This is a genomic window from Oceanimonas sp. AH20CE76, from assembly GCF_039654065.1.
Lineage (GTDB): Bacteria > Pseudomonadota > Gammaproteobacteria > Enterobacterales > Aeromonadaceae > Oceanimonas > Oceanimonas smirnovii.
In genome coordinates, this window is the sequence record NZ_CP155481.1 from 811,276 (window position 1) to 824,632 (window position 13,357).

The window sequence follows — 13,357 nt, forward strand, 5'->3', positions numbered from 1 at the left end:
GCAAACCCCACCCTAGCCCTCCCCTTGAAAAGGGGAGGGAACAGTATGAGCTCCTCTCCCTTTTAAGGGAGAGGTTGGGAGAGGGTTGAAAGCTAACCCCACCCTAGCCCTTCACCTTGAAAAGGGGAGGGAACTGTAATGCTGTAATCATTTCTTTACACCTTCATTTCCTCCCCGGCTTCATTCTTCATCCCCGCCTCTATACTTAATCCGCCATGTTCGGGTGAGGAGGGCGTTATGGCGGCGAGTAACAATAATTTGTGGGAAAACCCGCTGGGCACTGACGGCTTTGAGTTTGTGGAATATGCCTCCACCGAGCCCGAGCGGCTGGCGCAGTTGTTTGAGCGGCTCGGGTTTGCGGCGGTGTCGCGCCATCGCAGCAAAAATGTGACCCTGTATTGTCAGGGCGATATCAACTTTATTCTGAATGCCGAGCCCGACAGCCAGGCGGCGCGCTTTGCGCGGGAGCATGGCCCTTGTGCCAATGCCATGGCCTTTCGTGTGAAAGATGCAGCGGCGGCCATTCGCCGGCTGCAGGCCGACGGAGCCAAAGTGGTGCCGTCCGGTGCCGGGCCCATGGAGTTGCAGATCCCGGCCATTGAAGGCATAGGCGGCTCGCTTATCTATCTGGTAGACAGATACGGTGATCACAGCATTTATGATGTGGATTTTCGCCCCATTGAGGGCGTGGAGCGCCACCCGAAGGGCGTGGGGCTGACCTGCATTGATCACCTTACTCATAATGTGGCCCGCGGCCATATGGACACTTGGTCCGGGTTTTATCAGCGGCTGTTTAATTTTCGCGAAATTCGTTATTTCGATATTGAAGGCAAGCTTACCGGGCTGCGCTCCCGGGCCATGACCAGCCCCTGCGGTAAAATTCGTATTCCCATTAATGAGTCTTCCGACGAGCACAGCCAGATTGAGGAGTTTTTGCGCCAGTATAAAGGCGAGGGCATTCAGCATATTGCTCTGGGCACCGGGGATATTTACCGCACGGTAGAGCAGCTGCGCGCCGGCGGCATGAGCTTTATGAGCACGCCCGACACTTACTATGAGCGTCTGAATGACCGCCTGCCCGGCCATGGTGAGGATGTGGCGCGCTTGCAACGCAATCGCATTTTAATGGACGGTGCGCCTACTCAGGGGCAGGGGCTCTTGCTGCAGATTTTTACCGATACCGTGATTGGCCCCATTTTCTTTGAAATTATTCAGCGCAAGGGCAACGAGGGCTTTGGCGAAGGTAATTTTCAGGCGCTTTTTGAGTCTATTGAGGAGGATCAGATACGCAGAGGGGTGCTGAAGGCGGATTAGTCTTCATTTTTTATCCCGAGCCGTTTTTTATTTGAACGTAAGGTGGCAAAATAGCAGGACATGCTGTCAGCCATTCTTTACACCTTTAGCCGGGGTGGCTGATGATGCCAACAGGCTAAAACGAAAAACGGAGTGGGTGTGGTTAACAGTGTAAAGGGAGCCGGTGCCAGTCCGGCTCAGTGGTCCAGCCGGTTCGCTTTTATTATGGCGGCGGTGGGCTCGGCCGTGGGGCTTGGCAATATCTGGAAGTTTCCTTACATCACCGGCGAAAACGGCGGCGGTGCCTTTGTGCTGGTATATCTGGCCTGCATTGCTGTTATCGGCATTCCCATCATGATGGCAGAGGTGATGCTGGGCCGGCGCGGCGGCAAAAGCCCCATTGGCACCATGCAGGTGCTGGCTCAGGCCGAGGGCAGGTCTCGTGGCTGGGTGGGCATTGGCATTCTGGCCACTGTGGCCTCATTTTTGATCCTGTCGTTTTACAGCGTGATTGCCGGCTGGACCATGCCCTATATTGTGTCGGCGGCCAGCGGTGAGCTGAGCAATATCAGTGCTGAACGCTCGGGTACCTTGTTTGATAACCTGCTGGCGTCGCCGGGGCAGCTGCTGCTGTGGCACTCGGTATTTATGGGGTTAACCGTGCTGGTGTCGGCGGGCGGTGTGCGCCATGGTCTGGAGCGGGCGGTAACCAAGCTGATGCCGGCGCTGTTTGTGCTGCTGCTGATCCTGGTGGGTTATGCCACCACCACCGGGCATTTTGGTGAGGCGGTGAGCTTTTTGTTCCGGCCCGATTTTTCCAGCCTGACCGCCGAGGCGGTGCTGGTGGCGCTGGGCCATGCCTTTTTTACCCTTAGTCTGGCCAGCGGTGCCATGATGGCTTACGGCGCTTATCTCAACAAAAACGTGTCGATTGTGCGCACTTCCTTTACCGTGGCTATTCTTGATACCTGTGTGGCTCTGCTGGCGGGCCTGGCCATTTTTCCGGTGGTGTTTGCTAACGGTCTTGAAGCAGGTGCGGGGCCAGGTTTGATTTTTGTGACTCTGCCGGTGGCCTTTGGCCAGATGCCCGGCGGCAGCTTTTTTGCCCTGCTGTTTTTTGTGCTGCTGTTGTTTGCGGCCTGGAGTTCGTCTATTTCCATGCTGGAGTCGATGGTCAGCCACCTGCATGAGCGGGGCATCAGCCGGGTGAAAGCAGCCATTGGCGGCGGTGTTGTGGCTTGGCTGATTGGTATTACTACGCTGCTGTCGTTGAATATGTGGTCTGACTTTGCGCCGCTCAGCATGTTTGAGCGCTTTGAAGGCAAGACACTGTTTGATTTGTACGATTATTTTACCGCCAACATCATGATGCCGCTGTGTGCGTTTCTTACCGCCATTTTCGCCGGCTGGGTAATGAAGCCGGCACACTCCGCCGCCGAGCTTGGCCAGCGCTGGCACGGCATTTGGTATGGCGTGATGCGCTATCTTACTCCCATTGCAGTGCTGATCGTGTTTTATACCAATTTGGGGTAAAGCTGGGGAGGAGTGAAGAGGGAGTAGTGACGAGTAGGGGAGGTGTGAAGAGGGAATAGTGAAGGGGCAGGGTAGTGAGCAGGGATGTGTGAAGATCTCCTCCCCCTTTTTTAAGGGGGAGGCAGGGAGGGGGTGAAGCAAACCCCACCCTGACCCTCCCCTTAGAAAGGGGAGGGAATATATGTGCCCCACTCCCTATCTCTTTAAACCTGAAACTTTTTCACCAGTTGGTTGAGTTGTTCGGCCAGGCGGGCCAAGTCATTGCTGGAGGCGTTGGTCTGGTTGGCTCCGGCTGCTGTTTGCACCGACAGATCCCGAATATTGACCAGGTTGCGGTCTACTTCCCGCGAGACCGAGGCCTGCTCTTCGGCGGCGCTGGCAATGGTCTGGTTTTGTTCGTTTATCTGCATAATGGCTTCGGCAATCAGCTCCAGGGCGTCGCCGGCTTCCAGTGCAATTTGCCGGGTCTGGGCGCTGCGCTCGGTGCTGACCTGAATGGCGTTTACGGTGTCGTTGGTTTCGCCCTGAATGGCGTGCATCATGGCCTCAATTTCTTTGGTGGAGTCCTGAGTGCGGTGCGCCAGTGCGCGTACTTCGTCGGCCACCACGGCAAAGCCGCGGCCCGATTCACCGGCACGGGCGGCTTCAATGGCGGCGTTCAGCGCCAGCAGGTTGGTTTGCTCGGCAATGCCGCGGATCACATCCAGCACGGTGCCAATGTCGCGCACCCGGGTTGCCAGGCTTTCTACCCCATGGCGGGTATTGGTAATTTCCTGCTCCAGCTCTGCCACCGTATTAATGGTGTGAGAAACCTTGTCGCGGCCAATGCGGGCCTTGTCGTCGGCGGTGTCTGAGTTCTGTGAGGTAGCGGCGGCATTGCGGGCCACTTCTTCCACGGCAGAGGTCATTTCGTTAACGGCGGTGGCGGCCTGCTCCAGTTCATCGCTTTGTTGTTGCAGGGTGCGGGTAGACTGATCCGTGACCACATTGAGCTCTTCGGCGGTGGAGGCCAGCTGATTGGATGAGTCATTAATTTCCACTATGGTCTGCTTGAGCCGTTGCTGCATGTCCCGCAGGGCACGAATCATGTCGCCGGCTTCGTCGTTGGCATCGTCATTAAACTGGCTGGTGAGGTTGCCGGATGCGATGGTGCGGCTCACCTCTACCGCCTTGCGAATGGGCAGCAGCAGGCTGCGGCTGAACAACAGGGCCAGCACTATTACCAGGGCAATGGCCACCAGAATGGCGACCACCATAATGGTGCTGGATGAAGAAATCATGTTATTGGTAACGGCGGCGGCGGTGTTGGCCCGGGTTTTCTGATCTGCGCCCAGCTCATTCAGATAATTGGTAACCTGCAGTCCGGTGCCGTCAAAGTCCTGATAACGGAACTGCTCTGCCAGCTCCAGCTGACCGGCGTTGATCATGCCGATAAGCCGTTGTTGCAGCTGATCATATTTTTCTTTGCTGGCGCTGATATCGGCCATCAGCCGGCTGCCTGTTTCCGACTCGATATAACCGCTCATTTCCTGCATATTGCTTTGAAAACTGGACTCCAGCTCCTGCAGCCGGGAAAGGGCATTCTGCCTGCGCTGAGACGTGTCGGCATACAGGGCATTCAGGGTATAAAGCCGAATGAGCAGAAAGTCCCGGCGTATTTCACCCACCTTGATGGCGGCGGGAATGCGCCGGTCGGCCATGATGTTGACTTCATCGCCTACACGGCTGAATTGCAGTATGGCGGTTAACCCGAGCAGCAGGGTAACAAGACCCAGGGCGCTGAACGACAGAACCGAACGGGGGCCAATTTTCAGTTTTCTCAGCATGGTGTTGCCTCTTTATTTGATAATGGCGCGCATCATGACAGGGAGGACGCGCGGCGTTATTGCGAAGGATCAATAAAGGCAGTATAGGCAGTTAAATCAGATTCAGAAGAAACTTATTTACTGAATGTGACGGTTGCGATTGAATCTATATTTATTTACATTGCCCACGTTGAAAAACGAAGTGATAACGCTTCAGTTGCTGACAATTAATAAGAGAGCATTTATATGAAAAAAACCGTGATTGCCGCCCTGGTTGCAGTGGCCGGCCTGTCTGGCTGTGTGTCTAATGGTGGCGGCTATATGGATGCCGGCTTAACAGCGTTTAAAGGCATGACTTTGTCCAAGCAGGAGCTGCAGGCTCAGGCCAGTCTGTCTGCCAGGCAGATGGATTCGCAAAATAAACTGTCTGCCAAAAACAGCCGTTACAGCCAGCGTCTGGCCCGCCTGACCAAGGGGTTGACCAGTGTTGATGGCACGCCGCTGAACTTTGCAGTGTATGAGGCTGACGAAATTAACGCCTTTGCCATGCCCGATGGCACGGTGCGTGTTTATTCCGGCCTGATGGATATTATGGACGACGGCGAGCTGATGGCGGTGATTGGTCATGAAATTGGTCACGTTAAGTTTGAGCACTCCCTGAACCAGTTTAAAACCGCTTACTTGACCGAAGCGGCAAAGAAGGCAGCGGTGGCAACCGGTGGCACCGTTGGGCAGCTGGCGGCTTCCCAGTATGGTGATATTGGTACCAAGTTCCTCAGCGCTCAGTTTTCTCAGAAAGATGAGCTGGAGTCGGATGCCTACGGTGTGGAAGTGCTGTGCCAGCAGGGGATGGACCCCTATGCGGCGGTGCGCGCTCAGCAAAAGCTGATGAAGCACGGCGGTAATGGCGGCGGCCTGTTCTCCAGCCACCCGGCCACTCAAGCCCGTATTGAAAAAGCGCAGCAAGCCGCGGCCAACGCCAGCTGCAGCGGTTAATGGTGAAGGCCCCGTTTGATAAACGCGGGCCTATAATCCGTATCTTTCTATTTTTTTGAGCAGCCCCTGGCGAGACAGGCCCAGCGCCTGGGCGGCGTGAGTGCGGTTGTTGTCGTGGCTGGCCAGGGCGCTGCTAATCAGTGATATTTCCAGTGCCCGCACCTGGGCATCAAGAGTGTCGCCGCCGGGGGGCACCGTAACCTGGCTGCTGTCTTTGGCATCCGGGTAGAGCAGGGCAATATCATCCAGGGTGATAACTCCGCCCTGCGCAATGGCGGCCACGCTGTCCAGGGTGCTTTTCAGCTCGCGCACATTGCCCGGCCAGCGCCGCTGAATAAACCAGTTAAAGGCGGCGGTGTCGGGGGGCAGCGGTGGCCGGCCGCTGCCCTGAGCCTGCAGCTCGAGAAAGTGGCTGATCAGCAGCGGAATATCTTCCGGACGCTGATCCAGTGCCTGGGTTTCTATGGTCACGCCCTTGATGCGGTAGAACAAGTCTTCCCGGAATTCGCCGCTGGCCACTTTATCGGGCAGGCTGGCGTTGGTGGCGGAAATAAGCCGGACGTTAATGGTTTCAAGCTCACGCCCGCCCACCGGATAAAAGCTGCCTTCCTGCAGTACTCTCAGCAGTTTTACCTGCATGGCCAGGGGCATATCGCCAATTTCATCCAGAAACAAGGTGCCGCCGTCGGCCAGCTTGAGCAGGCCGGCCTTGTTGCGATCGGCCCCGGTAAAGGCCCCTTTGGTATGGCCGAACAACTCGCTTTCCAGCAGCTCGGCAGGAATGGCCCCGCAGTGCACGGAAATAAAAGGGCCATGAGCCCGGCTGCTGAGATCATGAATGGCACGGGAGATCACTTCCTTGCCGGTGCCGGACGGGCCGGTGACCAGCACCCGTACATCGGTGGGAGCAATGCGGCTGACCAGCGCCCGTGTGTTGTTCATGGCCGGTGAAGCGCCAATCAGGGTGGTGATGGGGTGCTGTTTGCTGATGCGGGTTTTCAGGCTGTTGAGTTCGCGCACCAGCTGATGCTTGGTAATGGCCCGGCGGATCACCACTGCCAGCAAATCCGGATCCATGGGTTTGGCCAGCAGATCCCAGGCTCCCTGGCGCAGGGCTTCCAGTGCCAGTTCGCGCTCGCCGTGACCGGTCAGAATGATCACCGGTCTGTCGGTAAATTCCGGCAGCGCGGCCAACGTCTGGCGCGGATCAAAGGCCGGCGGCATAGAAAGATCCAGCAGGATCAAGTCGGCATCCACCCTGGTGAGCAGCTCACGCAGATCATCCAGGCAGGCCCCGGTGTGCACTTCATAGCCCTCTGCCTGCAGCCACTGGCTGCTCAGAGTGCGAAAGGCGGGTTCGTCGTCAATTACCACAATGCGGGCGTTGCTCATGATGCGGGCTCCTCGGGAAAATAAAGCATAAAGCTCACCGGCCAGCCGGCGTTATTACGGTATTCAATATGACCGCCGTGGGCTTCCATAATGCGCTGCACTATGGCCAGCCCCAGACCGCTGCCGCCGGGGCGATGGCTGACAAAAGGCCGGAACAGTCTGGCCTGCATATCTGCAGGAATGATCGGGCCGTTGTTATGCAGCCACAGCTCGCCCGCCGACGTGCCGGCCGCCAGCACAATGCGGCCATCCGGCTGGTTGCGCACAAACGACAGGGCGTTATCCAGCAGGTTGGTCAGCACCTGCTGCAGGCGGTAAGGATCGGCAAATACCTGATAGTCATCGGGCAGCGTCAGCTCAAGCTGCACGTCTTGCCAGTTGAACTGGGGCCTGAGGCTGTGCAGCAGCGGCAGCAGCGGCACGGCTCTGGGCTGAATATGCAGCTGACCGGAATAGGCCAGCATGTCTACTATCAGCCGGTCGGCGCGTTTGAGCTGATCCTGAATCATGGCTTTGCGCTCGGCTTCCAGGCCGGCAGTGGCCATGGAAATAATATTCAGCGGGTTGCGCAGCTCATGGGCCATGGCCGCTGACAGACCGCCCAGCTCCACCAGATGCTGCTCTGATACCCGCTTGCGCTCGGCTTCGGCCAGCTGCAGCGAGCGTTCCAGCAGGCCACAGCGGGTGGCCAGCAAGGAGCCGAACACTTCGGCGGTAAGACGCATGCCCGGTGTGACATCATCAAAGCCTTTAAGCCGGAACTGCCAGTCTTGCTTATGATGCAGGCACCACAGCTCCAGCCCCGGGCCGGGCTCAAAGCGGGGGGCTGTGGTGAGCAGCCGCACGGTCACTGGCTGACCCATTTGCCGGGCCAGCAGCTGCTCGGCTTCCTGTGCCAGCGAGTGCCAGCTGTCGGTGTCTCTTAACTGTGCCAGCCAGGTGTCGAGCAGCTGCTCGTCAAGCCGGCTGCCCGGATAAATTAACCGCTCAACCAGGGCACTGACCGGGCGGTACAGGGCCAGCGCCAGCAGCAGCAGCAGCACCGAATACAGCCACAGCTGCCACTGCGGCACCGCCGCCAGCGCCTGCATGCCCAGCTGGCCGGCCATGGCGCTGAACAGCGCCATCAGCCCCAGCAGCAGAGCTGTCATTAAAATCCACAGCAGGGCGCGGTTGGCCCAGGCATTGACCTCCAGCATCTGATAGCGCACCACCCCGTAGACCAGCAGCAGCACATAGCTTGGCAACAGCAGCATGGGCCAGGGATACCAGTAGAACCCCAATGACGGAAAGATAAAACTGGTGGCCAGCAGCAGGCCCCAGGCGCCAGCGGCAAACATGGCGGCAATGGAGCGGCGGCGGTTGCCCTGCTGGCGTATAAATCCCCACAGCAGCAGCGCATGGGCCAGCACGCCAATGAAAATGGTGTAGCCAATGTTGAACCAGCCACTGCCGCGAAAGACAAAATAATGCTCAAAGGGGCCAAAGGCGATAATGCTGCCGCCCCCCAGCCACAGGGTGCCGAGGCTGACCAGCACGGCGGTGACATAAAGCAGCGCGCGAAAGCGGGCCAGCCGGCTCAGCCAGGAGCGCCGGGCCGGCCCCTGATTAACAAAGCCAATGGCAAAGTCGAGAAAAAAGGTGGGCATGAGCGGGTTGGCCAGGATCAGCGCCATGCCGGTGGTATGCCAGCCATAAAACACCGCCACATGGCCGGCGCACCAGAGCGCCATCATAACGCCAAAGCCGGCCAGCGCCTTCATGCTGCGCTGCCGGCGGGCCCGCCAGAACAACCAGGCCGACACCAGCAGGGCGCAGCCGCTGGTGAGCATCATCATGAGTTCAAAGGCAAATTCCAGCGGCATAACAGCAAGTCCGGTGTAAATAAGGTTGACACTTGGGGCGTGAAAAACTGTAAACCTTGTTGTCGGTTAACACAAATTTTGCGCGTTTTATTGATTCAGAGCAAGGAGGGAGTAAGTAGCTATGATGTTGGCATGATTTGTGCCTGATTAGAGTAACCAGACTAACGAGTGAGCATTATAATTATGAGCCTGATCACCCTGATGATGGAATTTTCCGCTATTGTTATCGTTCTTCTTATGGCGGGCCTGCCTGCACTGGTTCGCCGCCAGCTGGTCCGATAAGGAGGATCCATGGAGCTTGATGCCGCCATACTGTCGCGAATACAGTTCGCCTTTACTGTCAGTTTTCACATTATTTTTCCTGCCATTACCATTGGTCTGGCCACGGCCATTGCCATCTGGGAAGGGCTCTGGCTTAAAACCCGCAATCCGGTTTACTTTCAATTAGCCAAGTTCTGGATTAAACCCTTTGCCATTACCTTTGGCATGGGGGTGGTAAGCGGCATAGTGCTGTCTTATGAATTCGGGACCAACTTTTCCCGCTTCTCCGAAATTACCGGTGCCGTGCTGGGGCCGTTAATGGCTTATGAAGTGCTGACCGCCTTTTTTCTGGAGGCGGGCTTTCTTGGTATTATGCTGTTTGGCTGGCAGCGGGTGGGTGAAAAGCTGCACTTTTTTGCCACCTGTGTGGTGGCGGTGGGCACCTGGATCTCGGCCTTCTGGATTATTGTGGCCAACTCCTGGATGCAGACGCCGGCCGGCTATGAGCTGGTAGATGGTCGTTTTGAGGTGGCCAGCTGGATGGAGGTGATTTTTAACCCGTCCATGCCGTACCGGCTGTCTCATATGCTGCTGGCATCCATGCTGACCGCCACTTTTGTGATTGGTGGTGTCAGTGCCTGGTATCTGTTTAAAAAGCGGGATCTGGCCTTTGGCCGCAAGGGCCTGTCCATGGCGCTGTGGGCGGCGCTACTGCTGGCTCCGGTGCAGGCGGTGGTGGGTGATTTTCATGGCCTGAATGTAAAAGAGCATCAGCCTATCAAGGTGGCGGCCATGGAGGGCATCTGGCCCGAGACCGAAACCGGCGCGCCCTTGCTGCTGTTTGCCTGGCCCGATATGGAAGCCGAGACCAACCACTTTGAGATTAAAATTCCCAAGCTGGCGTCCTTGATCCTCACTCATGATGCCGACGGCGAGCTGCAGGGGCTCAAGTCGGTGGCCGCCGAAGACAGACCCCATGTGCCGCTGGTGTTCTTTTCGTTCCGCATTATGGTGGGGCTGGGTGTGCTGATGATAGTGGCCGCCTTGTGGGGCCTGTGGCTGCGACGCAGCAATGGCAACTTTCAGAGCCGGCCCTTTCAGTGGCTGATGATGCTGATGATTCCCTCTGGCGTGATTTCTACCCTGGCCGGCTGGTATGTGGCCGAGGTGGGCCGTCAGCCCTGGCTGGTGCATGGTCTGGTGCGCACCATGGATGTGGTGTCGCCGTTGCCGCCGGAGCGTATTCTGTTCTCGCTGACCCTGTTTGTATTGACCTACAGCCTGCTGTTTTGCGTGTATCTCTATTTTATGGCCAAGCTGATACGCAAGGGGCCGCCGGACATGGCGCGCCTGGAGCAGCACATGATAGGCGTAAATGCCCCCGGCTTTGCCCTGGAGTGGGTGAAGAAACTGCAACGTGACGTGGTGGAGAACTGATATGGATCTGGCGCTGTTTTATTATTTGCTGCTGGGCTTTGCCGTCCTCATGTATGTGGTGCTGGACGGCTTTGATCTGGGCCTGGGCATTTTGTATCCCTGGTTTCGCAGCGAAAACGAGCGGGATCATATGATGCGCTCTATTTCCCATGTGTGGGACGGTAACGAAACCTGGCTGGTATTTGGCGGTGTGGTGCTGTTTGCGGCTTTTCCTGCCGCTTATGCGGGGGTGCTGTCTACCTTGTATACCCCCATTATTATTATGCTGATTGGCCTGATATTTCGTGGGGTGGCCTTTGAGTACCGCTTTAAATCCAACCGCTCCAAGCCCTGGTGGGATAAATCCTTTTGGCTGGGCTCTACGGTAGCCACCTTTTGTCAGGGGGCCATTCTGGGCTCTGTGGTGCAGGGCGTAGATGCCGCACCCGCCGAGCTGAGCGCTCTGGCCTGGCTCAGCCCGTTCAGCATTTTTACCGGCTTTGCACTGATGGTGGCTTATGCGCTGCTGGCCTGTTGTTATCTGGTGCTGAAAAGCCGCGGGCAAATGCTGGCCCGGGCGGCGCACCTGGGACGCAGGCTGGTGATCATAATTATGGCCATACTGCTGGTGCTGAGCCTGTGGATGGTGCTGGCCAACGAGGAAGTGAGCGCTCGCTGGTTTGACGGCCTTAACCTGTTGTGGCTGTCTCCGCTGCCGCTGCTGAGTGCGCTGCTGGGTGTGCTGCTGTATCGGGATCTTGACGGTAAACCCCATGAAACCCGGCCGTTCTGGCTGGCCTGTGGCCTGTTCCTGCTGGGCTTTGCGGGGCTGGTGGTGAGCCTGTTCCCGTATCTTATTCCTCATCAGCTGACCTTTGCCCAGGCCAGTGCGCCTGATACCAGCCTTAAGTTCCTGCTGCCGGGGGTGCTTATTTTTCTGCCGCTGATCTGTGCCTATACCCTGTGGGGTTACCGCATTTTCTCGGGCAAGGTAGAAGACTTTGAGGAAGGTTACTGATGGCCGGCAAGAAAAGCTGGCTGTGGTTTGCCGGCCTTTATCTTGCCGGGGTGGCAGTGCTTACTGTGGTGGGCATGGCCCTGAGGTGGCTGCTGGGTATCTAATCCCCTTCGGAAGCTGTAAGTTTTAAGCTGTTAGCCATAAGTCAACCCCATAACCTGCAGGCATGATAGGGTGCCTGCAGGTTACATTGGGCGGCTTACAGCTGATCGCTGATGGCTTACAGCTTGGTGTTGTTACATCATCCAGAAGCCGGCGGCCAGCAGGGCAGCGAGCGTGATGGCACCGCCAATCAGGGCGTAGGGCAGCTGGGTCATGGCGTGATCCATGGTGTCGCAACCGGCCCCCTGAGCCGAGAGCACGGTGGAGTCACTGAAAAAGCAGGCGTGGCTGCCAAAGGCCGAGGCCGACAGCAGGGCGCCCACCACCAGCGGCATGGGCACGTTCATGGCCTGGCCCAGGGGCACGACGATGGGCAGCGAAATCACAAACACGCCCCAGCTTGATGCCGTGCTGAACACCACCGCTGCCATCACCAGAAACACGATGGCAGGCAGCAGCGCCGGTGTGATCAGCGGTGTGACCGTGTCGATGATGTAGCGGGTCATGCCCAGCTGATCATTCACTTCTTTCAGAATAAAACCGGCACAGACGGTGGCCAGCGGATACAGCATGACCTTGAAGCCGTCCAGAGTGGCATCCACCTGCTGCTGAAACGACAGCAGCCGCTGTACCGAATACAGCACCATGGTGACGCCCAGTGCCACCAGTACGCCTTTGAGCAGATCAATGTCGTAATACACGCTCGCCAGCACCAGCACCACCATGGGCAGCAGAAAGTTGGTCAGTCCCAGCCAGCCTGGCACGGCGTTGGCGGGCTCAGCGGTGACTTCATCCTGCCAGCCTTCCGGTACCGGCTGGCCGGCTCTGGCCCGAGCTTCGGCCTTTTTCATGGCACCCAGATCCGGCAGTTTGTTTGCTGCCACCAGCGCCACTACCGCCAGCGCGGCCCAGCCGTACAGCATGTAAGGAATGCTGGCGACATAGAGCGACATGCCCTTGCCGCCTTCTGCTGCGCCCGAGTCTTCCAGCAGCGAGGCAAAAAACACCGCCCAGGTAGAGACCGGCACCAGAATGCAGATGGGCGCGGCGGTGGAGTCGACGATGTAGGCCAGTTTTTCCCGGGAGATATTAAAGCTGTCGGTAATGCGCTTCATGGAGGACGATACCGCCAGCGAGTTGAGGTAGTCGTCAATAAACACCACCAGCCCCAGGCCCACTGTGCCGGCCATGGCGCTTTTCGGGGTTTTGATAATGCGGGTCATGACAGCACCAAAGCTGTGCACGCCGCCGCCCCGGGCCAGCAGGTTAATCAGGCCGCCCATCATGCCGCAGACCAGAATAAGCCAGGCGATGGTTTCATCCATCATCACTGCCAGGGTCACGTCTGCCAGCGGACTGATCAAATCGCCCGGGTTGATCAGCAAGAGCCCCAGCAGGCTGCCTGCCAGCAAAGACTCCACGGTTTTACGGGTGATGACCGCCATGGTGATCACCAGGGCGGCAGGCAACAAGCTGAGCGCGCCATAGTCACTGCCTTGTTCATGGGTAAAGCCCAGCCAGGCAAAGACCATGGCAGCAAGGCTGGCCACCGCCAGGCCACGCCAGAGTGGTGGCCATTTTACACTGGGGGTCATTGCAAGGGTGTCGGGATGTTCCATCATCATTTTCCTTCTGGTCGTGAGGTCGGCACCTTGGGGCGCTCTTCAGATATGTTC

The 13,357-nt window shown here is 57.6% G+C and carries 9 protein-coding genes; 5 read left to right on the forward strand and 4 right to left on the reverse strand.

What is annotated here, in order from left to right; translation table 11 throughout:
- Positions 1 to 237 precede the first annotated feature (237 nt).
- Both hppD and N2M06_RS03945 read left to right on the forward strand, forming a co-directional pair.
- Positions 238 to 1,314 (forward strand): 4-hydroxyphenylpyruvate dioxygenase, encoded by a 1,077-nt coding sequence (hppD, locus tag N2M06_RS03940; RefSeq protein WP_346351664.1) that lies wholly within the window; start codon positions 238 to 240, stop codon positions 1,312 to 1,314.
- Positions 1,315 to 1,452: 138 nt separating this feature from the next.
- Positions 1,453 to 2,826, forward strand: coding sequence for a sodium-dependent transporter (locus N2M06_RS03945; protein WP_346351665.1), 1,374 nt, complete (start codon positions 1,453 to 1,455; stop codon positions 2,824 to 2,826).
- Between the two features lie 203 nt (positions 2,827 to 3,029).
- Here the strand turns inward: N2M06_RS03945 and N2M06_RS03950 are convergent, their stop codons facing one another.
- Positions 3,030 to 4,652: a methyl-accepting chemotaxis protein gene (locus tag N2M06_RS03950; protein WP_346351666.1), complete on the reverse strand. Its 1,623-nt coding sequence runs from the start codon at positions 4,650 to 4,652 to the stop codon at positions 3,030 to 3,032.
- A 225-nt stretch (positions 4,653 to 4,877) separates the two neighbouring features.
- On the opposite strand from N2M06_RS03950, the gene N2M06_RS03955 reads away from it, so the two are divergent.
- Positions 4,878 to 5,627, forward strand: coding sequence for a M48 family metallopeptidase (locus N2M06_RS03955; RefSeq protein WP_346351667.1), 750 nt, complete (start codon positions 4,878 to 4,880; stop codon positions 5,625 to 5,627).
- Between the two features lie 30 nt (positions 5,628 to 5,657).
- On the opposite strand, the gene N2M06_RS03960 is transcribed toward N2M06_RS03955, so the two are convergent.
- Together N2M06_RS03960 and N2M06_RS03965 are read right to left on the reverse strand one after the other, a co-directional pair.
- Entirely contained in the window at positions 5,658 to 7,019 is a 1,362-nt protein-coding gene (locus N2M06_RS03960) for a sigma-54 dependent transcriptional regulator (RefSeq protein ID WP_346351668.1), read from the reverse strand.
- Positions 7,016 to 8,884 carry an ATP-binding protein gene (locus N2M06_RS03965; protein WP_346351669.1) on the reverse strand — a complete coding sequence of 623 codons (1,869 nt, stop codon included), beginning with the start codon at positions 8,882 to 8,884 and terminating at the stop codon, positions 7,016 to 7,018. Before N2M06_RS03965 ends, N2M06_RS03960 begins: the two co-directional genes overlap by 4 nt.
- A gap of 291 nt (positions 8,885 to 9,175) precedes the next feature.
- Between N2M06_RS03965 and N2M06_RS03970 the strand changes: the two genes are divergently transcribed.
- Both N2M06_RS03970 and cydB read left to right on the forward strand, forming a co-directional pair.
- A complete protein-coding gene (locus N2M06_RS03970; protein WP_346351670.1) occupies positions 9,176 to 10,582 on the forward strand; it encodes a cytochrome ubiquinol oxidase subunit I in 1,407 nt (468 codons plus the stop codon).
- 1 nt (position 10,583) lies between these two features.
- Complete coding sequence (gene cydB / locus N2M06_RS03975; protein ID WP_346351671.1) at positions 10,584 to 11,579, forward strand: cytochrome d ubiquinol oxidase subunit II; 996 nt, start codon at positions 10,584 to 10,586, stop codon at positions 11,577 to 11,579.
- A 236-nt stretch (positions 11,580 to 11,815) separates the two neighbouring features.
- Here cydB and N2M06_RS03980 read toward each other — a convergent pair whose 3' ends face one another.
- Positions 11,816 to 13,306 (reverse strand): Na+/H+ antiporter NhaC family protein, encoded by a 1,491-nt coding sequence (locus N2M06_RS03980; protein ID WP_346351672.1) that lies wholly within the window; start codon positions 13,304 to 13,306, stop codon positions 11,816 to 11,818.
- Positions 13,307 to 13,357: the final 51 nt, after the last annotated feature.